Below are 22163 nucleotides of genomic sequence, written 5' to 3'. Positions count from 1 at the left end.
TCATCCCGCCCCGCTTCCGCGTCGCCGAGGACCCCGACCATGCCCGCCCCCCGCGCCACCGTCCGCCTACAGTTCCATGCCGGGTTCACGCTCGACGACGCCTGCGCACGCCTCGACTACTTCGCCGCCCTCGGCGTCAGCCACGTCTACGCCTCGCCGCTGCTGACCTCGCGTCCCGGCTCGACCCACGGCTACGACGTGGTGGACTGCCACGCCATCGACCCCGAACTGGGCGGCGAGGACGCGCTGCGGCGCCTGGTCGCCGGGCTGCGCGCGCGCGGCATGGGGCTGATCGTCGACATCGTGCCCAACCACATGGGCGTCGGCACCGACAACGCCTGGTGGATGGACGTGCTGCAGTGGGGGCGCGAGAGCGCCTACGCCGGCTACTTCGACATCGACTGGCGCGCCCCCGACCCGCTGGTACGCGGCAAGCTGCTGCTGCCGATCCTCGGCGCGCCCTATGCCGAGGTCCTCGCCGAGGGCCAGTTGCGGCTGGTGCTGGACGCCGACGCCGGCGCGCTCGGCCTGCAGGTCTACGACAACGTGCTGCCGCTGTCGCCGGCCAGCTACGGGCGGGTGCTCGGCGAGGCCGGCGGGCCGCCCGCCGCCGAGGGCTTCCGTCGCTTCGCCGGCCGGCGCATCGAGGCCGCGGCCTTCGCCGCCGCGCAGCGCGAGCTGGCCGCGGCCCTGGCCGATGCCGACGTCCGCGCCGGGGTGGAGCGCGCGCTGGCCGCGCACGACCCGCAGACGCCCGAGGGGCGCGCGCGCCTGGATGCGCTGATCGAGCGCCAGCACTACCGCCTCGTGCACTGGAAGCTCGCCAGCGACCTGGTGAACTACCGGCGCTTCTTCGACATCAACGAACTGGGCGGCCTGCGCATCGAGCGCAACCGCGTGTTCGAGGACACCCACGCGACGATCTTCCGGCTCTATGCCGAAGGGCTGATCGACGGGGTGCGCTGCGACCACGTGGACGGCCTCGCCGATCCGCGCGGCTACTGCCGCAAGTTGCGCCGGCGCTTCGCCTCGCTCGACCGCCAGCGCCCGGCCGGCGCCCCGCGCGGACGCGCCTACGTGGTGGTCGAGAAGATCCTGGGCGAGGGCGAGCACCTGCGCGCGGACTGGGACACCGACGGCACCACCGGCTACGAGTTCATGGACCAGGTCGCGGCCCTGCTGCACGACCCCGGCGGCGAGCCGGCGCTCGATGCGCTGTGGCGCAGCGTCAGCGAGGACGGCGACTTCGCGACGCAGGCGCGCGCCGCGCGCCGGCAGATCCTGGTCGACAGCTTCGAGGCCGAGCTGGACCGCACCGCGCGCGGGCTGTTCGCGGCCGCGCGCGCCGCGCCGGACACGCGCGACGTCAGCCTCGCCGCGCTGCGCCGGGTGCTGGTCGAGCTGCTGGTGCACTTCCCGGTCTACCGCACCTATGCCGGCGTGCTCGGCCGCGACGCCGAGGACGAGGCGGTGTTCGCGCGCGCGGTCGCCGGCGCGCGGCGGCGCGTACGGGTCGAGGACCGGCCCCTGCTCGAGCGCGTCTCGGCCTGGCTCGGCGGCGAGCCGCTGCGTGCGCTGCCGCCGGGGCCGGTGCGCCAGGCGCGCGAGCGCGCGCTGCGGATGTTCCAGCAGGCGACCTCCCCGGTCGCCGCCAAGGCCGTCGAGGACACCGCCGGCTACCGCTACGGCCGCCTGCTCTCGCGCAACGAGGTGGGGGCGGAGCCGCAGCACGTCGCGCTGTCGCCGGACGCCTTCCATGCCGCCTGCGCCGCGCGGCGCGAGACCTTCCCCGACAACCTCCTCGCCACCGCCACCCACGACCACAAGCGCGGCGAGGACCTGCGCATCCGCATCGCGGCGCTGAGCGAGATCGCCGACGACTGGGCCGCCACCGCGCGGACGTGGCGCGCCCGCAACGACATGCTGCGCATCGACGCCGACGGCCGCCTCGCGCCGGCGCCGCAGGACGAGCTCATGCTCTACCAGATGCTGGTCGGCGCGTGGCCGCTGGACCTCGGGCCGGACGACCGCGCGGGCGTTGAGGCCTTCGTGGAGCGCATCGCAGGCTGGCAGCGCAAGGCCCTGCGCGAGGCCAAGCGGCGCTCGCGCTGGACCGACCCCAACGAACCCTACGAGGATGCCTGCGAGGCCTTCCTGCGGCGCCTGCTGCTGGGCGACGCGCCGGGCTTCGTCGCCGCCCTGCACGCGCTGGTCGAGCGCATCGCGCCGGCCGCCGCCCTCGCCTCGCTCGCCCAGGCGACCCTGCGCCTGACCACGCCCGGCGTGCCCGACCTCTATCAGGGCACCGAGTTCTGGGACTTCTCCCTGGTCGATCCGGACAACCGGCGCCCGGTGGACTTCGAGGCGCGCGAACGCGGCCTTGCCGACGGGGCCGACGACGCCGAGCGCCTCGCGCAGTGGCGCGACGGCCGCATCAAGCAGCGCCTCGTCGCGCGCCTGCTCGACCTGCGCCGTCGCGCGCCGGGCCTGTTCGCGCGCGGCGACTACCGGCCGCTGGAGGTGACGGGCAGCCACGCGGCGCATGCGGTCGCCTTCGTGCGCAGCCACCGCGGCCGGCACCTGGCGGTCGTGGTGCCGCGGCATCCGCTGCGCATGGCCGAGGCCGCCGGCGAGACGCTGGCGACGCCGGCACTGGCCGGCGCGCTGTGGGGCGACACCCGGGTGACGCTGCCGGACGTCGGCGGCGGCGCATGGCGCAGCCTCGACGGCGGCAGCGTCCGCACGGGGGCGCAGCTCGCGCTCGCCGATGCGCCGCCGATCCTCGTGCTGTCGCGGATCGACTGAGCGCGGGGGGCGCCGGCCTGCGCGCGGGCGGCCGGGCGCGCCCAAGGTCGCATTGACCGGCCGCCGCCGCGGCCGTCAGCCTCCTCCTCCCGCCCGGTCGGAGCCCCGCATGCAGGACGCGCCCACGCCGTCGCCCCGTCGCTGGACCGCCCTGCTGTTCCTCGCGCTGGCCCTGGTGCTGTCGATGACGCCCTGGTTCTCGGCCACCGCCGTGGTGGGGCAGCTGCGCGCGCAGTGGGGCTTCGGCGGGTCCATGGCCGCGTGGCTCACCATCGCGGTGCAGCTGGGTTTCCTCGCCGGCGCGCTGGTCTCGGCGGGCCTGGGCATCGCCGACCGCTTCCCCGTGCGGCGGGTGATCGTGGTCGCCGCCCTCGGCGCCGCGCTCGCCAACCTGCTGGTGCTCGCGGCCCGCTCGCCCGGGGAACTGCTGGCGGCGCGGCTGGCGACCGGCGCCTTCCTGGCCGGGGTCTACCCGCCTGCGCTCAAGCTCGTCGCGACCTGGTTCGTGCGCGGCCGCGGGCTGGCGCTGGGCGTGCTGATCGGCGCCATCACCCTCGGCTCCGCGGCGCCGCACCTGCTCAACGCCGTCGGCGGCGCCGACTGGCGGCGGGTGATCGCCTGGACCACGGCCGCCACCGTGGTCGGCGCGCTGGTGGTGGGCGCGCTGGTGCGCGAGGGGCCGTATCCCTTCCCCGTCGCGCGCGTGCGCCTCGCCGACCTCGGCGCCATCCTGCGCAACCGCGGCGTGGTGCTGGCGACGCTCGGCTACCTCGGCCACATGTGGGAGCTGTACGCCATGTGGGCCTGGTTCGCGACCTTCGCGGCGACGGCGGCCGCGGTCGGCGGCGACCCCCGCACCGCCGCGGTGCTGGCCTTCGTCGCCATCGCCGCGGGCCTCGTCGGCTGCGTGCTCGCCGGCGTGGCCAGCGACCGCATCGGCCGTGCGCGCACCGCGGCCATCGCGCTTGCGGTGTCCGGCGCCTGCTGCGTGCTCGCGGGCTTCGCGCACGCCGCGCCGCTCGCGCTGTTCCTCGCGCTCGCGCTGGTCTGGGGCGCGAGCGTGATCGCCGACTCCGCGCAGTTCTCGGCCCTGGTGACCGAGCATGCCGATCCCCGCACCGTCGGCACCGCCCTGACCCTGCAGCTCGGCCTGGGCTTCCTGCTGACCGTCGCCACCATCTGGATCCTGCCCCTGCTCGCCGGCGCCCTGGGAAGCTGGCGCTGGGTCTTCCTCGCCCTGGTGCCGGGGCCGGTGCTGGGGCTGGTGGCGATGGGGGCGCTGATGGGGCGTGGGGCAGGGCGTGGGGCGTAGGGCGAGGGGCGAGGGCGCGTAGGGCATAGGGCATAGGGCATAGGGCGAGGGGCGTTGGGTCAGGGGGGCGAGCGAGGGGCGAGGGGGGCGGGAAGAAGGGGGCCGGCAACGGCAACGGGTTGTCGGCGCGTCGAGGTGCTAGCCTTCGCGGCCCATGTCGTACGAACGTTCCGAACCGCGCGTCGGGCCGCCGCGGCGCGATCCGCGTGCCAGGCTCGGCCAGTACTGGCTGCTGATCCGCGGCGACCGCCCCATCGGCACCCTGCTGCTGCTCTGGCCGACGTGGTGGGCGCTGTGGCTGGCGGCCGACGGCCTGCCGCCCTGGCACCTGCTCGCCATCTTCACCGCGGGCGTCTGGCTGACGCGTTCGGCCGGCTGCGTGATCAACGACTACGCCGACCGCTGGCTCGATCCCCACGTCGAGCGCACGCGCAACCGGCCGCTGGCGACCGGCGCGGTGAGCGGCCGCGAGGCGCTGGCGCTGTTCGCCGTGCTGATGCTGGTCGCCTTCGGCCTGGTGCTGCTGACCAACCGCCTGACCGTGCTGCTCAGCGTCGTCGGCGTGGTGCTGGCGGCGACCTATCCCTACCTCAAGCGCTACACCTGGTTCCCGCAGGTGTACCTGGGCGTGGCCTTCGGCTGGGGCATCCCGATGGCCTTCGCCGCGGTGCAGGGAACGGTGCCGCCGCTGGCGTGGCTGCTGCTCCTGGCCAACATCCTCTGGGCCACCGCCTACGACACCTGGTACGCCATGGTGGACCGCGAGGACGACATCCGCGCCGGGTCCAGGTCCACCGCCATCCTGTTCGGCGACGCCGACCTCGCCGCGCAGGCGGTGCTTTACCTGTCGATGTTCGGCGCGCTGCTGCTGGTCGGGCAGCGCGCCGGCCTCGGCGCCGCCTACCTCGCCGGGCTGGGCGTCGCCGCGGCCCTGGTCGCCTGGGAGTTCCACATCGCCCGCCACCGCGCGCCGGCGGCCTGCTTCCGCGCCTTCCTGCACAACAACTGGGTGGGCGCGGCGGTGTTCGCGGGCATCGCCGCGGCGCTGGCGCTGCGCGGCTGACCCGGGCGCGCCCGGTGGACTACCCTTGCGGGTTTTCGGCAGGGGAAGGCGCATGCAGGGGATGAGGACGGTCGTCGCGGCCGCGATGCTGGCCGGCGCGGCGATGGCGCAGGCGGCGTCCGACCCGGCAGAGGCCCTGGCGGCCTACCACGCCGACACCGCCGCCGCGCTGGCGGCGTCCCCGGCGGTGCGCGACCGTGTGCTCGCGCTGCGCTTCGAGGCCCTCGGCCGGATGCAGGAGGGCGAGGAGGCGGCCGACGCCGAGCGCCTCGCCGCACTGGTCGCCGACGCGGGCGCCGACCCGCGCGCGCTGGCCTGGCTGGCGGCGGAGCCGCTGCTGGCGCCGTCGCAGCGCGAGGCCGTGCTGGCCCGCCTGCTCGCGGTCGCGCCCGACGACCTCAATGCCCACCTGCTGGCCATCGCGATGGCGGCCGCGGGCGGCGAGCCGGCACGCGTGACCGCCGCGGTCGAGGCCGCCGCCGCCCGCGAGACGCTCGACGCCGGCTCCGCCGAACTGCTGTCGATGTACGTGGAGCTGCTGGCGCGCCATCCGCTGCCCGCCGTCGTGGTCGCCGCCATGGACGAGGCCGCAGGCGGCGCGGTCGCCAGCGAGGCCTACGCCTTCGCCCTGTGGTCGCGCGACGTGCCGCCCTACCGTCCGCTGCTGCGTGTCTGCGAGCCCACCGCGGTGGCCGACGACCCCGCGCGCGACGCCGCCTGCCAGCGGCTGGGCCGCCGGCTGTTCGAACAGGGCGACCTGATCCTCGCCCAGACCGTGGGCTACGCCGTGCTGTACAAGCTGGTGGATCCCGCGGAGGCCGCCCCGCTGGCCGAGGGCATGCGGCGCATCGAGTGGCAGCAGGAAAGCGTGGGCCGACTGATCGCCGAGCCGGGCCGCGAGCAGGCCCACCTGCGCGAGTGGCTGGCGGCGATGCGCCGCCCCGGCAGCACCGAGAGCGCCAACGCCGCGGCCTTCCTCGCCCGTGCCGGCCGGCCGCTGGACCCGCCCGACGACTGGCGCTCGGTGCGCGAACGCGGCATGGAGTAGACCCCGGCCGCAGCCGGCCGCGCCGCTCAGCCGTGTCCACCGCCCGCGCGGAGGGCGTGGATCGCCGCGCGGGCACGGGCCTCGCCGATGCACCGGGCCAGCGCCGGCGCCGCCTTCCGTGCCAGGCAGAGTTCCCGGCCGCCCGCGGCCTGGCGCAGTTCGAGAACGGGAGGACCGTCCGCGGCCCACCACAGTGCGCAGAGCAGTCCGATGGCGCTGAGGCCGGCTTGCATGGCGAATCCTTCCCGCCGCGCTGGCGGCATGTCCCGCAGTGGGATGCGGCACGGCGCCGGAAGGTTTAGACGGCGCCGGTCGTCGCGGGCGCGGCGAGGTGGGCCCGGCCGGACGGCTCGCCCGTGCGGCGCGGTCTTCGTCGCCGGCGTGGACGGTGCGACGTGCAGGATCCGCGGGGCGCGATCGGTGCCGCCACAGGGACGTGCCGCGAAGCGACGGCCTTAAACCTTCCGCCGGCGCGCCGCATCGAAGTGGCTATGCTCGACACCGCCGTGCTCGCCCCCGTCGCTCCCGCCCCGTCGCCCGCCGTCTCCGAGGACGAGACGCTGGCGCGTGCCGCCGTCGCCGGGGACACCGCTGCCTACGAGGCGATCTACCGGCGCCACGCGCCGCGCCTCTACGCCGTCGCGTGGCGCATCTGCGGCGGCAACGCGGCGCGGGCCGAGGACGTGCTGCAGGAGGCCTTCATCAAGGCGTGGCAGGCGCTGCCGGGGTTCCGCTTCCAGAGCGCGCTCGGGACCTGGCTGCACCGCCTGGTGGTGAACACCGCCCTCATGGAGCTGCGCGCCCGCTCGGTGGCGCAGGACCTGGAGGACGAGGACGACGCGCTCGCCGCGCTGCCCGGGCGCGACGGTGCCGCCGGCGCGGTGGGGCTGGACCTGGAACGCGCGGTCGCGACCCTGCCGCCGCGGGCGCGCGCGGTGCTGGTGCTGCACGACATCGAAGGCTGGAAACATCACGAGATCGCCGAGGAACTCGGCATGGCCGTGGGCAGTTCCAAGGCGCAGCTGCACCGCGCCCGGGGCCTGCTCCGCAAGCGGCTGGGAGAACCCGCATGAACCACGATTCCGACCTCCGTCTCCGCCTGCGCGGCCTGCCGCGCGAGATGGCGCCGCCCGAGCGGGCCTGGGAGGCCATCGCCTCGCGTCTCGGCGAGGTGCCCCGGGATTCGCCGGCGACGGACGCCGTGCCCGTGCGCCGCGCCCGGCGCCTGCCGATGGCCCTGGCCGCCGCCGCCTCGGTCGTGCTGGCGGTCGCCTTCGTCGCGCTGCGCCCGGCGCCGCCGGCGGAGCCGCCCCTGCTCGTGCAGCAGGCCGAACTGATCGACGGCGAATACCGCGAGGCGCTGGCGGCGCTGCCGGCGGCCGAGGTGCCGGCCGAGCTGCAGCCCGCTCTGGCCGAGCTCGACGCCAGCGCCGCCGCCATCCTCGCCGCGATCCGCAGCGAGCCGTCCGCCGACTTCCTGCTCGGCCACCTCCAGCGCACCTACGCGCGGCGGCTCGAGCTCACCTTCCAGGCCGCGCTCGGTTGAGCTGCGGCGCGAACACCAGGACCCATTCCATGCGCATCCTCTCCCGCTTCCACGGCCTTCCCGTCCTCGCCGCGCTGCTCGCGCTGCCGCTCGCCGCGCTGGCGCAGGACATCGACGAGCGCCACCCGCTCGCCCAGGGCGGGCGCGTGGAGGTCAGCAACGTGTCCGGCGCCATCCGCGTCGTCGGCTGGGACCGCGACGAGGTCGAGATCGCCGGCACGCTCGGCGACGGGCAGCGCCTCGACGTCGATGCCAGCCGCGACCGGGTCAGCGTGCGCGTGGAGTATCCCCGCGGTGGCGGCAGCACCCGGCGCGCCACCGAGCTGCGGCTGCGCGTGCCGCACGGCAGCGAGCTGCGCGCGACCGGGGTGAGCGCGCGCATCCAGGTCGAGGACGTCGATCTGCGGCGCCTGCAGGCCAACTCGACCAGCGGCCCGGTCGATGCCTCGGGCCGCGCGGGGGAGGTGGCACTGGAGACGGTGAGCGGCCCGATCCGCGCGCAGGTGGCGACCGAGCGCTTCAGCGCCGGCACCGTCAGCGGCTCGGTCCGCGCCGGCGGCGGCATCGGCGGCGAGGTGGCGCTCAACACCGTCTCGGGCAGCATCGACCTCGACGCGGGGGTCGTGCAGCAACTGCGCGGCGAGACCGTCTCCGGCGGCATGACCCTGCACAGCGCCGGACTGGCGCCGGGCGGCCGCGTGAAGCTGGAGACGGTGAGCGGGCGGGTCGCGCTGCGGATCCCGGCGGACACCTCCGCGCAGGTGCGCGCATCGAGCTTCAGCGGCCGCATCGCGTCCGACGCCGGCGAGATCGAACGCCCGCGCTACGGTCCCGGCAGCAGCCTGCGCACGACGCTCGGCAGCGGCAATGGCGACATCGCGCTGGAGTCCTTCTCGGGCAGCGTACGGCTCGAACTCGTTCCCTGATCGAGCATGACGATGAACACCAGGCCGAAAAGCTACATGACGGATGCGGAGCGCGAGCGGCGCCGGGCCGGTGGCATGTCGGAGAACGCCATGCTCATCGCGGAATCCCGGGCGGCGGATCGCGCCGGCGATGAAGAGGCGGCGTGGGCGTGGCTGGCGCTGGCCCAACTTCCGGCGCACTCGCTGGCCTACCTCAGGGACCGGCACGGGGCCGACTTCATTCGTGCACGCGGCTTCCAGACGGCCAACGCCGATGCCGCCTACGGGCCGGGCTGGCTCGACCGGGCCCGGCCAGGCGCGCACCCGGGCTGAAGTCGCCTGGGCTTCCGGCGCCGCGGAAGCCGCACCCGTTCCCGGATGCAGGAGCCACGTCCCGGTCTGCGCCGGGTCAGTCCGTGCCGGCCGCGCCCGGCGCCTCGACCCGGTAGCCGCGTGCCGCCAGCGTGGCCAGCGGTCCGTCCTCGGCGAGCAGCTCGTAGGCGGGCATGCTGGCGAAGGTGACCGGATTCGCCGCGAGTGCCCGCTCGGCCTCCGCGATCCAGGCGCTGCGCATGCGGCCGCGCAGGTCGGTGGCGCCGAGGCGCTCGGCGATGGCGCTCTCGGTGACTGCGGCGAGGCAGGCGTCGAGCTGCTCCTCCTCGGCCAGGGTGCGCAGGGCGCCGATGTCGCCGACCGCCCAGGCGTTGGCGCGGCGGCGCATGGCGTCGAGGTCGGTCTCGATGCGGGCCAGCGTGCTCCGGAAGCAGTCGAGGTCGTCCAGGCGCGCCGCGGCCAGGCCGCGCACCGCCTCCTTGAGGTTGGCGATCTCCAGCTCCACCGCGACCTCGGTGCGGGGCACGTCGTGGCGGCGGGCCGCGCGCCGCACCACCGGCCGGACCACGCTGCGCTGGCTCAGCCCGACGTCCTCGATGGCGGCCTCGTAGAGCGCCTGCGCCGCCAGCAGCGGGCGCCGCCGTTCGACGGCACGGTCGCGGCCGATGTAGCGCGCCTTGAGCACCGTCCAGCGCGCGTAGTCCTCCGGCGGGACCTGCGCCTCCAGGCTGCGCCCGTCGGGATCGCGGCGCGCGCGCAGCAGGGCCGGGAGCAGCAGCATGCTGCGCAGCCGTCCGCGGTCGCTGCGCAGCTTCACCGTGGGGGCGCCCAGCACCTCCTGGGCCTGCGCGATCACCGCCTCGACCTCGTGCGCGTCCCATTCGATGTCGCGCGGCAACGGGCGCACCGTCGCGAGCACGTGTAGCACGTGCTCGCCGTGGTGGACCCGCCACATCCCCGGCCCGGGCTGGAGCCCCGAGACCACGACGGGGGCGAGCAGTACGGGCTGCTCCGCCGGCGGATCCGCCGCAAGGGCACGCGCCGCGAACGGCAGGGACAGCAGGACGAGGAGCAACAGGCGCATGTGGGCCGTCCGGAACGCGCTCGCGCGCGGGCGAGGCATCCTAGAGCCTGCATGCCCCTGGAGGTGAGTGCTCCGGGGAGTGGGACGTGTGCGGGTCGTCCGGCAGGCGGGCGGAGGGCGCGACCGGGCCGCGGGCGGCCCGTTCCTCGACCCGCGGGCGCGCGGCGGGCTCATGCGGTCGCGGCGAGGCGGTCCACGAGCCGGTCCACGGCAGCCTCCGCCCGCGCAATGGAGGCCGCCAGCCGTGCGTCGGCGAACTCGTCGTACTCCACCGCGATCGCGTGGCTCTCGGTCATGCCGAGGTAGGCGAGCGGCACCTCGATGCCGCGCTCGACCAGGTTGCTGGCCGCCAGGCGGCCGCCGGGGTCGTAGCCGTGGTCGCCGCGGGCCGAGAGGATCACCAGCCGCTTGCCCGGCGGCAGCATGGGCCAGTAGGGCTCGCCGGGGCGGCTGCGGTCGAAGCCGAAGGTGAGGCCCACGCGCACGACGTTGTCGATCCACGCCTTGAGCTGGGCGGGCATGCCGAAGTTGTACATCGGTGCGCCGACGACGACGAGATCGGCGCGCAGCAGCTCGTCCACCAGACCGTCGCTCTCCGCGAGGCGGGCCCGGGCGGCCTCGTCGCGCCGCTGCGGCGGAGTGAAGGCCGCGGCGATCCAGTCCGCCGTCACCGGCGATGGGGGCTGCTGGCCGACATCGCGGTAGGTCACGGCATCCGCCGGCCGGCGGGTGCGCCAGCCGGCGACGAAGCGGTGGGTCAGGCGCCGGGTATGGGAGCCGCGGGGATCGGTGCCCGATCGGCCGGGGCGGGCGCTGGCGTCGATGTGGAGGACATGCCGGGTGCTCATGGACGACTCCTTGATGGATCAATAGGATTCATGCGCATTCGCGCAGTGGATCCAGTCTCATGAGGTCCATGTCGCCCGACAAACGGGGATTTCTCAGCCGATGGATGCAACAGATTCACCCGTAGGCCGGCGGCGCAGGCTGCCTCCGCTGGCGGCCCTGCGGGCCTTCGAGGCGGCGGCACGCCACCTGAGCTTCCGCTGCGCGGCGGAGGAGCTGTCGGTCACCCCCACCGCCATCAGTCACCAGATCCGGCTGCTGGAGCGCCTCCTGGGCCTGCCGCTGTTCGAGCGGCATGTCCGGCGCGTGTCGCTGACCCCGGCGGGGGCGCAGTTGCTGCCCGTGCTGCGGGACGGCTTCGATGCCTTCGAGCGGGCCATCGCCGGGCTGTCTCCGCAGAGCCGGCGCAGCGCCGTCACCGTCACCGCCACCGCCTTCTTCACCGCACGCAGGCTGATCCCGGCGCTGGGGGACTTCCAGGCGCGCCATCCCGGCTTCGAGCTGCGGCTGCATGCCTCGGACGAACCCGTCGACCTGCGGCGCGGCGTGGCGGACGTCGCCGTGCGCTACGGCGGCGGCCCCTACCCGGACCTGGTGTCGGAGCCGCTGTTCCGCGAGCGCTTCGGCGTGGTGTGCAGCCCCGCGCTCGGCATCCGGGCGCCCGCCGACCTGGTCGGCGCCACGCTGATCCACGCCGAATGGCGCCGCCGCGCGCTGCAGCCCGACTGGAGCCGGTGGTGCGCGCGTGCCGGGGCCGCCGGCGTGGACACCACGGCGGGCCTGCGCTTCACCGACGAGAGCCACGCCATCCAGGCCGCGATCGCCGGCCACGGCGTCGCCATCGCCAGCCTCACCCTGGTCCGGGACGAGCTGGCGCGGGGCGTTCTCGTCCATCCCTTTGGGCCGGTGCTCGACGGCGAGGAATACCGCTTCCTGACCACGCCGGAGAACCTGGCCTGCGAGGACGTGCAGGCCGTCCGCGCGTGGCTGGAGGCGCTCGCGGTCCAGGATGTCGGAACGCCCCAGCCTGCGCCCGGCGGACGGGTTCAGGCCCCCGGCCGCTTTGTCCACGGACGGTGAGGTCCGTCCGCGGCGCCCGGGCGGCCGGGTGGGTTGCGTTTCGAGCGCCGGGATGGACCGAGGCGTGCATTCCGCATGGCGTCCGCCGCGGTCGTTCCCTCCGGGCCGCGCGACAAGCGGCCTGCCGCGCCCCGCGGCGTTGCGGCGCGCGCGCGACGGCGGTGCGAATCCGCGCCATGCAACCTGCACGCCGGGGCGCCGTCAGCACCGCTGTCCATCGTGCGGGCCGGTTCACCGCTCGCGCCCCGCGGCGGAGGCGTACTGGTCGGGCCGGCGCCGTGCCGGCCATTTCTCGGAGAAGTACGTCATGGCCAACCAGAACCAAAACCAGCAGGGTCAGGGTCAGAAGCAGGGCCAGGGACAGGGCCAGCAGGGCCAACAGGGCCAACAGGGCCAACAGGGCCAGCAGCAGGGCCAGGGCCGCAACCAGGACCAGAACCGCGACGAGCAGAACCGTCAGCAGCGCTGATCGCTGACGCAACGGCTCGAAACGCCCCGGGTGGTCGACGGGGCGTTCCTTTTTTCGCCGTACGGCAGAAGGCGCGGAATGCGATGACCCCATTCGAAGCGGAAGACCTCTTCCTCCACACCACGCTCAGGAGCCTCAGCGGTTCGACGGCGCACGACGGGGTGGCCTTCCTGCATGGCAGCGCGGACCGGGCCAAGGACCGCTACCGCTCCGCGGCCTGGCTGCTCCGGCCGGGCGCCGGCGGTGCCGACGACGACCTGCGCCAGCTCACCGCATCGGGCTTCGATGCCAGCTCGCCCGTGCTCGATCCCGAGGGCCGGCGGCTCGCCTTCCTGTCGCAGCGCGACGCCGATGCGGGCCTCCAGGTCCACCTGCTCGACCTGGACGGCGGCGAGGCACGGCAGCTCGGCGCGCTCGGCCACGTCCCGCAGCGCATCCTCGGCTGGTCGCCGGACGGCACGCGCCTGCTGCTGAGCGTGCAGGTGCCGTGGGCCGAGGACGACGACGACGATCCCGACGCGCCCCAGCGGCCGCGCGTGATCGGCTTCCTGCCCTACAAGATGGACGGCGCGTCGCCGTTGGTCGGCCGGCGCGTGCAGCTGCTGGAACTCGACGTGGCGTCCGGCGAGGCCTGTGCGCTGGTGCACGGCGACTTCGACGTGGCCGACGCGGCCTGGAGCCCCGACGGTGAGCGCCTCGCCTACGTCCGCGGGCGCAGCGGCGCCCAGCGCCATCGCAAGGACCTCTGGTTCGCGGCCGCGCGCGGCGGCAACGCGCACTGCATCGTGGATGGCCTCGCCAGCATCGGCGCGTTCGCTTGGTCGCCCGACGGGCGCCGCATCGCGCTGGCCGGGAGCAGGGAGGAAGGCGACTCGATGACCGCCCTGTGGCTGCTCGACGTGGAAAGCGGCGCCCTGGCGTGTCCCTTCGGCGACCGGCTGGAGCTCGAGGGCGGGGCGATGGTCTGGCATCCCGGCGGCGAGCGCATCGCGGTGATCGCCAGCCGCCAGGGCCTGCACGAGGTCCTGGCGGTCGATCCGGCCGGAGGTGCCCTGGTCCGCCTTGATGCCGGCCTGCGCCAGGCCACGGCCCTGGCCGCCGCGGGCGAGGGGCTGGTCGCGGTCTCGGCGTCGATGTCGGAGCCCGAGGAGCTGCATCGCCTGGACTGGGACGGCACCGGCATGCGCAGGTGCTCCGACTTCAACCGCGACTGGTTCGCCGAACGCGCGCAGCCGCGCGTCGCGAAACGCAGCTTCCGCGTGCCGCGCGTGGACGCCGGCCCTGGCCACGACGAGGCCGCCGAGGAAGAGGTCGATGCCTGGCTGTTGCTGCCTGCCGAAGGCAGCGGCCCCTTTCCGCTCCTGGTCGACTTCCACGGCGGGCCGCAGAGCACCGCCCTGGTCGACCTCGCGAGCCATGTGTACCGCTACATCCTGCTCGCGCGCGGCTGGGCGATCCTCCTGCCGAACCCGGTCGGGTCCGGGAGCTACGGCGCCCGGTTCGCGCGCCGGCTGCGCGGGCACTGGGGCGAACGCGACCTGCCGCAGCACCTCGCCATCATCGGCGCGCTCCAGGAAGAGGGCGTCGCCGACGACCGCATCGCCTGCACCGGCAAATCCTACGGCGGCTACCTCGCCGCCTGGGCCATCGGCCAGCACCGCCGCTTCAGGGCGGCCGTCATCGTCGCGCCGGTCAGCAACATCGAGTCCCACAGCGGCACCTCGGACACCGGCTTCTACGTCGGGCCCTACTCGATGGCCGGGGAGATCACCGAGGTGCGCGAGCGCTACCACGCGCTGTCGCCCATCGACTATTGCCAGCGCGCGGAGACGCCCACCCTCCTTCTGCAGGGCGAGGACGACCAGCGCTGTCCGCTCGGGCAGGTCGAGGAGCTGTTCGCCAACCTGGTCCGCTGCGGCCGCGTGCCGGCGCGGATGGTCACCTACCCCGGCGGCAGCCATCAGTTCCCGGGCACCGGCCGGCCCAGCCACCGCGTCGACTACCACCGGCGGCTCGCGAAGTGGGTCGGGCACTGGACGGAGGAGGCGTCCGCGGGCTGAGCCTCCCGGCTCAGCCGTCGGTGGACGCGGCGAGCGCGGCCGCGATGCGCCGGGCCGCCTCCTCGGGGGCCACGGCGGCGGTGTCGATCCGCAGCAGCGGCTCCGGCAGGGGCGGGAAGGCGAACCCGCCGGCGCCCTCGATGCTGGCGTAGAGCGCGGGGTCGGTCAGCTTCCCGAAGCGCGTCCGGCTCGGCGCGCCGAGCCGCTCCAGCAGCACCGGGCGCGCGCAGTCCAGCGCGACGTAGTGCACGCGCCCGCCGACCGCCTCGACCCGCGCGGCGAGCGCGGGAAGCAGGCCGGGGTCGACCGAGGCCTCGGGCTGGAAGGTGAACACGAAGGACTGCCGCGCCGCGGCCGCCTCCGCGAAGCCGCTGTGCCAGATCGCCGCGCGCATCCGCACGAAGCCGGTCGTGCCGAACGCGAACAGCGCCATCGCCGCGTCGACCGCGAGGTGGTTGTGGAAGAGCGGCACGCCCAGCCGCGCCGCGAGCAGGCGCCCCACGGTGTACTTGCCGGCCGCGGGCGGCCCGTGCAGGACGACGACGTCCATCGCGCATGCCTGTGGAGAAGGGCGGCCGACGATAGCGCAACGCGGGACCGTCACATCGGCCTTCCTAGACTTTCGGGCCACCTGCGGCGCACGCCGCATCCGAATGCGAAGGAGAACGTGCATGGGCAAGATTCCGGCGGGAACCCTGGTCGTGGTGGCGGACGGCGGGCAGGCGCGCGTGTTCCGCAACGTCGGCGACGAGCGCAGCCTGACCCTGAAGCAGGAGGAGCTGCGCAGCCCGCCGCCCGAGGGCGGCCAGGGCCCGGCCGGCGTGATGCCGCCCGAGGTGAACGTCAAGGAGATGGGCGAGGCCACCTTCGCCAAGCAGCTGGCCTTCGACCTCAACAATGGCGCCCTCAACCACCGCTACGCGCACCTCGTGCTGGTCGCCGACCCGCAGACGCTCGGCCAGATCCGTCCGCTGCTGCACAAGGAGACCACCGACCGCCTGGTCTGCGAACTCGCCAAGACCCTCACCAACGCCCCGCTGGACGACATCGAGCGCGCCCTGACCTCGGCCTGATTCCGCAGCGATCAGGCGTCGGCGAGCATCGCCTGCAGCCGCGCCGCGTCGTCGACCGAATGACCCGCCGCGGTGTTGTCGAGGATGCACCAGGCCGCGTGGCCCGCATCCGCGTCGCGCTGCAACGCCGCCGCGAGCCCGCGCAGCGCCGCGTCGTCGTAGCGGCTGTAGTAGATGCGCGGCGTGCCGTGCCAGCGGCGGTAGCGCCAGCCGGCGGCAGGCGGGCCCGCGGTGTCGGCCGCCGCCGCCGGCCGCGGCGGATCCGCCGCGACGCGGGTGACGGCGTGGCGTTCCCACAGGCGCGCCGCGGCGGGCGCGAACCAGCTCGCGTGCCGCGGCTCGCAGGCGACCGGTCCGTCGTAGCGCCGCCGCAGCATGCCGAAGAAGCGCGCCGCCACGGACGGGTCCAGCGCGAGGCTGGGCGGCAGCTGGACCAGCACGCCGCCGAGCGTCGGTCCCAGCCCGGCGATCTGCGCGAAGAAGGCATCCAGCGCGGCACCGGTGCCCACCAGGCGGGCTTCGTGAGTGATCTGTCGCGGCATCTTCACCGAGAAGCGGAAACCCGGCGGCACGGTCGCGGCCCACCGCTCGAAGGTCTGCGGCCGGTGCGCACGGTAGAAGGTCGAGTTGATCTCCACCACGTCGAAGCGCGTGGCGTACCGTGCGAGATGGCTCCCTTCCGGGCCGAACAGCCTTGCGTGCGACGAGGGGATCGACCAGCCCGCGCAGCCGATGCGGATGCGCGGCGCGGGGGTGGATGCGGACGGGCTGGCCATGCGCGGGCAGCGTGCCGCAGGCGGATGCCGGAACGGAGTGAAGGGACGTGTGCACGAAACGGCGCGGGCGCTTCCTTACACTCGGGCCTGGTTCCGCACGATCCGACCGCATGCCGCGCATCGCCACGCTCACCCTCAATCCCACCGTCGACGTCGCCACCGGCACGCCGCAGGTGCGCCATACCAGCAAGCTGCGCTGCACCGCGCCGCGGCGGGACCCGGGCGGTGGCGGGATCAACGTCGCGCGGGTGGTGCGCATCCTCGGCGGCGACGGCATCGCGGTGTACCCGGCCGGCGGGCCCTGGGGCGCGGTGCTGACCTCGCTGCTCGACGGCCTCGACATCCCGCAGCAGCGCGTGGACATCGCCGGGGAGACGCGCGAGAGCTTCACCGTGAACGAGGAGGAGAGCGGCCGGCAGTTCCGCTTCGTGCTGCCGGGGCCGACGCTCGCGGCGGAGGAGCTGGAGGCCTGCCTCGCCGCCATCGAGGCGCTCGACCCTGCGCCCGCTTTCCTCGTGGTCAGCGGCAGCAACCCGCCGGGCGTGCCGCCGTCCTTCCACGAGTCGCTGATGGCCCTGGCGCGACGCATCGACGCGCGCGTGGTGCTCGATTCCTCGGGCGCCGCGCTGCGGCATGCGGTGGAGGTGGGCGGGCTGCATCTCATGAAGCCGAGCCTGCGCGAACTCGGCGGCCTCCTCGGGCAGGTGCCCGAGGGCGAAGCCGCCCAGGCCGAGGCGGTGCACGGGCTGGTGGCGCGCGGCGCCGCCGAGATCGTCGTGCTCTCGCTGGGCGAGAAGGGCGCGCTGATGGCCACGCGCGACGGAGTGGAGCGGCTCGCGCCGTTCCGCGTCCCCGCCCAGAGCGCGGTCGGAGCCGGCGACAGCATGGTCGCGGCCATGACCCTCGCCCTGGCGCGCGGCCTCCCGCCCGGCGACGCGGTGCGCTACGGCATGGCCGCGGGCGCCGCCGCCGTCATGAGCCCCGGCACGGAACTGTGCCGCCGCGAGGACGTCGAACGCCTGTACGCCGAAGGCGCGCCCACGCCGGCCTGACGGCGGAGCTCAGCGCGCCTCGGCGCCCTCCACCGCCTCCACGATCCGCGCGAGCAGGGCGTGCAGGGCGTCGCGGTGGCCGGAGCGGGCGGAGGCGGCGCTTTCGTCGGAGGTCATCGCCACGGTCAGGCCGAGCGCGGGCACGACGTAGAGCATCTGGCCGCCGTAGCCCCAGGCGTAGCGCACCTCGTGGCCGGCGATGCGCCGGGCGAACCAGGCATAGCCGTAGCCGTCGCCGTTGAAGACCGAGCGCGTGCGGGGCGTCCAGGAGGCGGCGATCCACGCGGGGTCGAGCACGCGCACGCCGTCGCGGCTGAGCCCGCCGCTGCGGTAGAGCTCGCCGAAGGCCAGCAGGGCGCGCGGGGTCATCGCCATCTGGTTGCCGCCGAAGTGGATGCCCTGCGGGTCGCGGTCCCAGGCGGCGATGGCGAAGCCGGGCTGCACGCCGAGCCACTCGTCGGCGAGCGCGCGCGCCGGGCGCCCGCTCACCCGCACGAGGATGGCGGTGAGCAGGTGGGTCGAGCCGGTCGAATACAGCATGCCGCCGCCGGGTTCGTCGACGAAGGGCTGGGCGAGCGCCGCGCGCACCCAGTCGGGGCTGGCCACCCAGCGCCCGTAGTTGCGGCCCGAGGTCGGGGCGAGGCCGGCCTGCATCGAGAGCAGGTGGCCGATGGTGATCGCCTGCAGCCGCGGGTCCGGGTCGGGCGGCAGCGCGTCGGCGAGCAGCGGGGCGGTGGGCTGGTCCACGCCTTCCAGCAGGCCGCGGTCGATGGCGATGCCCACGAGCGCGGAGACGACCGCCTTCGAGGCCGACTTGATGTTGGCCGGCCGCGTGGTGGCGTGGCCGCGGTAGCCGCGCTCGGCCAGCACCTCGCCGTCGCGCGCGACGACGACGGTGCGCAGCGGCGCGAGGGCCGCTGCGTCGTCGAGCACGGCGGCCAGCGCGGGGGCCGCGCGTGCGGGGGCGGACAGGACGAGGAGCACGAGGAACGACAGGACGAGGGCAGGCATGCCGACAGCCTGCCGTCCCGTCCCCGAAGCGCGGATGAGCGCGGAGGCGTTCAGCCGGCGCCGAGCATGTCCTCCACCTTCGCCGCCAGCGCATCGAGCGCGAAGGGCTTGGTGATCATGCCCATGTTGGTGCCGAGGAAGCCGGCGCGGATGGCGGCGTTCTCCGCATAGCCGGTGACGAACAGGATCGGCAGGTCCGGCCGGTGCCCGCGCGCGACCTCTGCGAGCTGGCGCCCGTTCATGCCGGGCAGGCCGACGTCGGAGACGAGCAGGTCGATGCGTGCGCGCGAGGCCAGCACCGGGATGGCCGCCTGCGCCTCGGCCGCCTCCATGACGGTGTAGCCGAGTTCGCCGAGCAGTTCGCGCAGCAGCAGGCGCACGCCGGGGTCGTCCTCGACCACGAGCACCGACTGGCCGTTGCCGCCGGCCATGCGCGGTGCGTGGGTGGGCAGCACCGGGACCGCCGTGTGCTGGCCCGCCGCGGGCAGATAGAGGCAGACCCGCGTCCCCGAGCCCGGCTCGCTGTGCACGCGCACCTGGCCGTTCGACTGGCGGGCGAAGCCGTAGACCATGGACAGGCCCAGGCCGGTGCCCTGGCCCAGCGGCTTGGTGGTGAAGAAGGGCTCGAACACCCGCTCCAGGATCTCGGCCGACATGCCGACGCCGGTGTCGGCGACGGTCACGGTGACGTAGCGCCCCGGCGCGAGCACGCCGTCGGGCGAGGGCGCCTCGGCACCGAGTTCGGCCGTTCCGGTCTCGATGGTGAGCAGCCCGCCCGCGGGCATGGCGTCGCGCGCGTTGATCGCGAGGTTGAGGATGGCGTTCTCGAGCTGGTTGGCGTCCGCCACCGCGGGCGGCACGTCGCCGGCGACGATGCGGAGCCGCACGTTCTCGCCGAGGGTGCGCTGGAGGAGGTCGGACAGCGAGCGCAGCAGCGCATCCACGTCGAGCGGGCGCGAGTCGAGCGACTGCCGCCGCGAGAACGCGAGCAGGCGCGCGGTCAGCGCCGCGGCGCGCTGGGCCGAGGCGTGGGCGGAGGCCAGGAAGCGGTCGATCCCGTCGCTCCGGCCGGCGGCCACGCGCAGGCGCACGATGTCGATGGCGCCGATGATGCCGGTGAGCATGTTGTTGAAGTCGTGCGCGATGCCGCCGGTGAGCTGGCCGACCGCCTCCATCTTCTGGCTCTGCCGGAGCGCGGCCTCGGTCTCGGCGCGGCGCGCCATCTCCGCGTGCAGCTCGGCGGTGCGCTCGGCCACCTTCTCCTCGAGCGTGCCGGCGGCCAGGCGCAGCAGTTCCTCGGCCTCGTTGCGCTCGGTGACGTCCAGCACGAACACGTGGAAGCCGTCCACATCGCCCTGCGCGTCGCGCCGCGGCAGGTAGCGGATGTCGGCGTCGCGCCGCCGTCCGTCGCGGTGCGGCCAGGGCAGCTCCAGCCGCATCGGCTCGCCGGCCAGCGCGCGGCGCATCGCCGCCTCGCGCTGCCGGAAGCCCTCCTCGCCCACGACCTCCATCACGCTGCGGCCGACCAGCGCCTGCGGGCAGATTCCGAACCAGCTCTCGTAGGCCCGGTTGGCGAAGCGGTAGCGGAGGTCGCGGTCCACGAAGGCGATCAGCACCGGCAGGGCGTCGGCCACGTGGCGCAGCTCGGCCTCGCTCGCCACCAGCGCCTCGCGGCTCTCTCGCAGCGCCCTGGCCTGGGCGTCGAGCTCGGCGAGGCGGTCGCGCATCTCGAGCTGGCGCTGGCGCGCGCGCATGGCGGCGTCGATCGCGCTCAGCAGCGACACCAGGCCGAGCGGACGTTCCAGGACGATGACGTTGGTGGCGACCGCGGGCAGCTTCAGCCGCGCCAGCTCGGCGGAGCGCAGCCGGCCCGTGCGCGGCGAGGCGAGCAGCACGAAGGGCATGTCCGACCACGCCGGCTGCGCCTCCAGGGCGCGGGCGAGCACGCCCAGCTCGCCCTGCAGGGCCTCCTCGGTCAGCAGCACCACGCCACTGCGCGCATCCAGCGCGCCCGCCACCGCGGCGACGTCGGCGCAGACGCAGGCGTCGTAGCCGTGCTCGCGCAGGGTGCGCCCGATGGTCTCCGCGTCCCGTCCGAACGGCGCGACCACCAGCACCCGATGGCCTTCCGGGGCCTGCCTATGCATCGACGCCGCGGTCCTCGAGCAGGGGCGTGTGTCCGCCGACGTACTGCGGCGTGCCGGTCAGGACGCCGCGGAACTCCACCAGGGGCGCGCCGACGCGCAGGCCCCGGGCGTCGATGCGGAACTCGCGGATGGCGTCCTCGTGCGCGCCGCCGCGGTTCTTCAGGACCGAGATCGCCTTGCGGATCCGGCCGTCGGCCTCGAAGAAGCGCAGCAGCAGCACCGCGTCGGCGACGTAGGAGATGTCCAGGTTGGTGCCCATCGAGCCCAGCAGGCCGCGCTGCGGGTTCGTCAGCAGGGTGGCCACGCCGTTGTGGCTCAGGTACGACAGCAGCTCGTGCATCTGCAGGACCAGCTGCTGGTCCTCCGGCATGGAGGCGAGGTAGCCGTTGAGGCTGTCGATGGCGATCAGCCGTGCGCCGCGACCCTCGATCTCGCTGCGCACCAGGGCCGCGAACTCGCCCGGCGAGACCGCCGCCGGGTCCATCTGGTGGATTGCCAGGCGACCGCTGTCCAGGTGCGCGCGCAGGTCCAGGCCGAAGGCCGCGGCGCGCGCCAGCAGGGTGTCGATGCGCTCGTCGAACTCGTAGATGACGCAGGGCTCGCCGCGTTCGCAGGCGGTGTGCAGGTACTGCAGGGCGATGGTGGTCTTGCCGCTGCCCGCGGGGCCGGTGAGGAGGGTGGTGGTGCCGCGCAGCGGGCCGCCGCCGAGCAGGGCGTCGAGCTCGGGCACGCCGCTGGCGACCGCCTCGCCCGCGAACGGCACCCGGTGCCGCGCGGCGATGAGCCGCGGGTAGACCTCGAGCCCGCCGGTGCGGATCTCGAAGTCGTGATAGCCGGCGACGAAGGCGACGCCGCGCAGCTTCTGCACCTGCAGGCGGCGCCGCGCGGCGCCGAACTCCAGGGTGTGGCGCTCCAGCGAGATCACGCCGTGGCAGAGGCTGTGCAGGTGGCTGTCGGCCTCGCTCCCGCTGAGGTCGTCCACCAGCAGCACGGTGCAGTCGCGGTCGGCGAAGAAGTGCTTGAGCGCCAGCACCTGACGCCGGTAGCGCAGCGGGTCCTGGGCCAGCAGGCGCATCTCGGAGAGGCTGTCGAACACCACGCGGCGCGGGCGCACGCGCTCGACCTCGGCCTGCACCAGGCGCACCGTCTCGCTCAGTTCCGTCTCCCACGGATGCAGGATGGACTGCGCCCGGTCGTCGCCGAGCATGCCCTCGACGGCGCCGAACTCGAACACGTGGATGTCGTCGATGCTCCAGCCGTGCGAGGCGGCCACCATGACGAGTTCCTCCCGCGTCTCCGACAACGTGACGTACAGCGCGGCCTCGCCGGCGCGCACGCCCGCGCGCAGGAACTGCATGGCGAGGGTCGTCTTGCCCGCGCCCGGGGCGCCCTCCAGCAGGTACATGCGATGCGGTGGCAGGCCGCCCGTCAGGATCTCGTCCAGCCCGGCACAGCCGGTGGAGATGTACGCCATGCTCTTCTGCCTCGATCGGACGCGGGGACCCGGGACCGGGAGCGGCAGCGGGCGGACGACAGGTTAGCGTCGCCGCGCG

The 22163-nt window shown here is 74.8% G+C and carries 21 protein-coding genes; 13 read left to right on the top strand and 8 right to left on the bottom strand.

Translation table 11 applies throughout. The features are described 5' to 3' along the window. The first annotated feature begins 39 nt into the window (after positions 1–39). From treY to ACFO3Q_RS03735, 4 genes are all read left to right on the top strand, one after another. Positions 40–2805, top strand: a complete 2766-nt coding sequence (gene treY / locus ACFO3Q_RS03750) for a malto-oligosyltrehalose synthase (protein WP_377003303.1) — start codon at positions 40–42, stop codon at positions 2803–2805. 109 nt (positions 2806–2914) lie between these two features. Beyond that, entirely contained in the window at positions 2915–4117 is a 1203-nt protein-coding gene (locus ACFO3Q_RS03745; RefSeq protein ID WP_377003302.1) for an MFS transporter, read from the top strand. Between the two features lie 154 nt (positions 4118–4271). Next, the gene (gene ubiA, locus ACFO3Q_RS03740; RefSeq protein WP_377003301.1) at positions 4272–5180 is read left to right on the top strand and encodes a 4-hydroxybenzoate octaprenyltransferase; all 909 of its coding nucleotides are present in this window, start codon (positions 4272–4274) and stop codon (positions 5178–5180) included. 61 nt (positions 5181–5241) lie between these two features. Then, complete coding sequence (locus tag ACFO3Q_RS03735) at positions 5242–6228, top strand: hypothetical protein (protein ID WP_377003300.1); 987 nt, start codon at positions 5242–5244, stop codon at positions 6226–6228. 26 nt (positions 6229–6254) lie between these two features. On the opposite strand, the gene ACFO3Q_RS03730 is transcribed toward ACFO3Q_RS03735, so the two are convergent. Then, positions 6255–6461 (bottom strand): hypothetical protein, encoded by a 207-nt coding sequence (locus ACFO3Q_RS03730; protein ID WP_377003299.1) that lies wholly within the window; start codon positions 6459–6461, stop codon positions 6255–6257. A gap of 258 nt (positions 6462–6719) precedes the next feature. Between ACFO3Q_RS03730 and ACFO3Q_RS03725 the strand changes: the two genes are divergently transcribed. The 4 genes from ACFO3Q_RS03725 to ACFO3Q_RS03710 are packed head-to-tail and all read left to right on the top strand — an operon-like array spanning position 6720 to position 9012. Next, positions 6720–7301 (top strand): RNA polymerase sigma factor, encoded by a 582-nt coding sequence (locus ACFO3Q_RS03725; protein ID WP_377003298.1) that lies wholly within the window; start codon positions 6720–6722, stop codon positions 7299–7301. Then, positions 7298–7774, top strand: a complete 477-nt coding sequence (locus ACFO3Q_RS03720) for a hypothetical protein (protein WP_377003297.1) — start codon at positions 7298–7300, stop codon at positions 7772–7774. The genes ACFO3Q_RS03725 and ACFO3Q_RS03720 overlap by 4 nt, the downstream gene beginning before the upstream one ends. A gap of 29 nt (positions 7775–7803) precedes the next feature. Continuing rightward, the gene (locus ACFO3Q_RS03715) at positions 7804–8700 is read left to right on the top strand and encodes a DUF4097 family beta strand repeat-containing protein (RefSeq protein WP_377003296.1); all 897 of its coding nucleotides are present in this window, start codon (positions 7804–7806) and stop codon (positions 8698–8700) included. Between the two features lie 6 nt (positions 8701–8706). Continuing rightward, positions 8707–9012 carry a hypothetical protein gene (locus ACFO3Q_RS03710; protein ID WP_377003295.1) on the top strand — a complete coding sequence of 102 codons (306 nt, stop codon included), beginning with the start codon at positions 8707–8709 and terminating at the stop codon, positions 9010–9012. A gap of 76 nt (positions 9013–9088) precedes the next feature. On the opposite strand, the gene ACFO3Q_RS03705 is transcribed toward ACFO3Q_RS03710, so the two are convergent. Further along, the gene (locus tag ACFO3Q_RS03705; protein WP_377003294.1) at positions 9089–10096 is read right to left on the bottom strand and encodes a TraB/GumN family protein; all 1008 of its coding nucleotides are present in this window, start codon (positions 10094–10096) and stop codon (positions 9089–9091) included. Positions 10097–10266: 170 nt separating this feature from the next. Then, complete coding sequence (locus tag ACFO3Q_RS03700) at positions 10267–10944, bottom strand: FMN-dependent NADH-azoreductase (RefSeq protein ID WP_377003293.1); 678 nt, start codon at positions 10942–10944, stop codon at positions 10267–10269. 100 nt (positions 10945–11044) lie between these two features. On the opposite strand from ACFO3Q_RS03700, the gene ACFO3Q_RS03695 reads away from it, so the two are divergent. From ACFO3Q_RS03695 to ACFO3Q_RS03685, 3 genes are all read left to right on the top strand, one after another. Further along, positions 11045–12022 (top strand): LysR substrate-binding domain-containing protein, encoded by a 978-nt coding sequence (locus ACFO3Q_RS03695; protein ID WP_377003292.1) that lies wholly within the window; start codon positions 11045–11047, stop codon positions 12020–12022. A gap of 307 nt (positions 12023–12329) precedes the next feature. Further along, a complete protein-coding gene (locus ACFO3Q_RS03690; protein WP_377003291.1) occupies positions 12330–12491 on the top strand; it encodes a hypothetical protein in 162 nt (53 codons plus the stop codon). Between the two features lie 83 nt (positions 12492–12574). After that, entirely contained in the window at positions 12575–14551 is a 1977-nt protein-coding gene (locus ACFO3Q_RS03685; protein WP_377003290.1) for a S9 family peptidase, read from the top strand. Positions 14552–14561: 10 nt separating this feature from the next. Here the strand turns inward: ACFO3Q_RS03685 and ACFO3Q_RS03680 are convergent, their stop codons facing one another. After that, positions 14562–15101 (bottom strand): P-loop nucleotide/nucleoside kinase family protein, encoded by a 540-nt coding sequence (locus ACFO3Q_RS03680; RefSeq protein WP_377003289.1) that lies wholly within the window; start codon positions 15099–15101, stop codon positions 14562–14564. A gap of 121 nt (positions 15102–15222) precedes the next feature. Between ACFO3Q_RS03680 and ACFO3Q_RS03675 the strand changes: the two genes are divergently transcribed. Further along, a complete protein-coding gene (locus ACFO3Q_RS03675; RefSeq protein ID WP_377003288.1) occupies positions 15223–15624 on the top strand; it encodes a host attachment family protein in 402 nt (133 codons plus the stop codon). 11 nt (positions 15625–15635) lie between these two features. Here the strand turns inward: ACFO3Q_RS03675 and ACFO3Q_RS03670 are convergent, their stop codons facing one another. After that, entirely contained in the window at positions 15636–16400 is a 765-nt protein-coding gene (locus tag ACFO3Q_RS03670; RefSeq protein WP_377003287.1) for a DUF72 domain-containing protein, read from the bottom strand. A gap of 110 nt (positions 16401–16510) precedes the next feature. Between ACFO3Q_RS03670 and ACFO3Q_RS03665 the strand changes: the two genes are divergently transcribed. Next, complete coding sequence (locus ACFO3Q_RS03665) at positions 16511–17452, top strand: 1-phosphofructokinase family hexose kinase (RefSeq protein ID WP_377003286.1); 942 nt, start codon at positions 16511–16513, stop codon at positions 17450–17452. A 9-nt stretch (positions 17453–17461) separates the two neighbouring features. On the opposite strand, the gene ACFO3Q_RS03660 is transcribed toward ACFO3Q_RS03665, so the two are convergent. Genes ACFO3Q_RS03660 through ACFO3Q_RS03650 form a run of 3 tightly spaced genes read right to left on the bottom strand, consistent with a single transcriptional unit; the run spans position 17462 to position 22084 of the window. Beyond that, a complete protein-coding gene (locus ACFO3Q_RS03660) occupies positions 17462–18463 on the bottom strand; it encodes a serine hydrolase domain-containing protein (protein ID WP_377003285.1) in 1002 nt (333 codons plus the stop codon). 50 nt (positions 18464–18513) lie between these two features. Then, entirely contained in the window at positions 18514–20610 is a 2097-nt protein-coding gene (locus ACFO3Q_RS03655) for a PAS domain-containing protein (RefSeq protein ID WP_377003284.1), read from the bottom strand. After that, positions 20603–22084: an ATPase domain-containing protein gene (locus ACFO3Q_RS03650; protein WP_377003283.1), complete on the bottom strand. Its 1482-nt coding sequence runs from the start codon at positions 22082–22084 to the stop codon at positions 20603–20605. Before ACFO3Q_RS03650 ends, ACFO3Q_RS03655 begins: the two co-directional genes overlap by 8 nt. Between the last annotated feature and the right edge of the window lie 79 nt (positions 22085–22163).

The organism is Coralloluteibacterium thermophilum, assembly GCF_042654365.1.
GTDB lineage: Bacteria > Pseudomonadota > Gammaproteobacteria > Xanthomonadales > Xanthomonadaceae > Coralloluteibacterium > Coralloluteibacterium thermophilum.
Note: the sequence above shows the minus strand (reverse complement) of the source record. Positions and strands in the feature narration are given on the sequence as shown.

Coding starts and splice junctions, on each gene's coding strand:
- treY (WP_377003303.1), top strand. CDS start 40: ATGCCCGCCCCCCGCGCCACCGTCCGCCTACAGTTCCATGCCGGGTTC.
- ACFO3Q_RS03745 (WP_377003302.1), top strand. CDS start 2,915: ATGCAGGACGCGCCCACGCCGTCGCCCCGTCGCTGGACCGCCCTGCTG.
- ubiA (WP_377003301.1), top strand. CDS start 4,272: ATGTCGTACGAACGTTCCGAACCGCGCGTCGGGCCGCCGCGGCGCGAT.
- ACFO3Q_RS03735 (WP_377003300.1), top strand. CDS start 5,242: ATGAGGACGGTCGTCGCGGCCGCGATGCTGGCCGGCGCGGCGATGGCG.
- ACFO3Q_RS03730 (WP_377003299.1), bottom strand. CDS start 6,461: ATGCAAGCCGGCCTCAGCGCCATCGGACTGCTCTGCGCACTGTGGTGG.
- ACFO3Q_RS03725 (WP_377003298.1), top strand. CDS start 6,720: ATGCTCGACACCGCCGTGCTCGCCCCCGTCGCTCCCGCCCCGTCGCCC.
- ACFO3Q_RS03720 (WP_377003297.1), top strand. CDS start 7,298: ATGAACCACGATTCCGACCTCCGTCTCCGCCTGCGCGGCCTGCCGCGC.
- ACFO3Q_RS03715 (WP_377003296.1), top strand. CDS start 7,804: ATGCGCATCCTCTCCCGCTTCCACGGCCTTCCCGTCCTCGCCGCGCTG.
- ACFO3Q_RS03710 (WP_377003295.1), top strand. CDS start 8,707: ATGACGATGAACACCAGGCCGAAAAGCTACATGACGGATGCGGAGCGC.
- ACFO3Q_RS03705 (WP_377003294.1), bottom strand. CDS start 10,096: ATGCGCCTGTTGCTCCTCGTCCTGCTGTCCCTGCCGTTCGCGGCGCGT.
- ACFO3Q_RS03700 (WP_377003293.1), bottom strand. CDS start 10,944: ATGAGCACCCGGCATGTCCTCCACATCGACGCCAGCGCCCGCCCCGGC.
- ACFO3Q_RS03695 (WP_377003292.1), top strand. CDS start 11,045: ATGGATGCAACAGATTCACCCGTAGGCCGGCGGCGCAGGCTGCCTCCG.
- ACFO3Q_RS03690 (WP_377003291.1), top strand. CDS start 12,330: ATGGCCAACCAGAACCAAAACCAGCAGGGTCAGGGTCAGAAGCAGGGC.
- ACFO3Q_RS03685 (WP_377003290.1), top strand. CDS start 12,575: ATGACCCCATTCGAAGCGGAAGACCTCTTCCTCCACACCACGCTCAGG.
- ACFO3Q_RS03680 (WP_377003289.1), bottom strand. CDS start 15,101: ATGGACGTCGTCGTCCTGCACGGGCCGCCCGCGGCCGGCAAGTACACC.
- ACFO3Q_RS03675 (WP_377003288.1), top strand. CDS start 15,223: ATGGGCAAGATTCCGGCGGGAACCCTGGTCGTGGTGGCGGACGGCGGG.
- ACFO3Q_RS03670 (WP_377003287.1), bottom strand. CDS start 16,400: ATGGCCAGCCCGTCCGCATCCACCCCCGCGCCGCGCATCCGCATCGGC.
- ACFO3Q_RS03665 (WP_377003286.1), top strand. CDS start 16,511: ATGCCGCGCATCGCCACGCTCACCCTCAATCCCACCGTCGACGTCGCC.
- ACFO3Q_RS03660 (WP_377003285.1), bottom strand. CDS start 18,463: ATGCCTGCCCTCGTCCTGTCGTTCCTCGTGCTCCTCGTCCTGTCCGCC.
- ACFO3Q_RS03655 (WP_377003284.1), bottom strand. CDS start 20,610: ATGCATAGGCAGGCCCCGGAAGGCCATCGGGTGCTGGTGGTCGCGCCG.
- ACFO3Q_RS03650 (WP_377003283.1), bottom strand. CDS start 22,084: ATGGCGTACATCTCCACCGGCTGTGCCGGGCTGGACGAGATCCTGACG.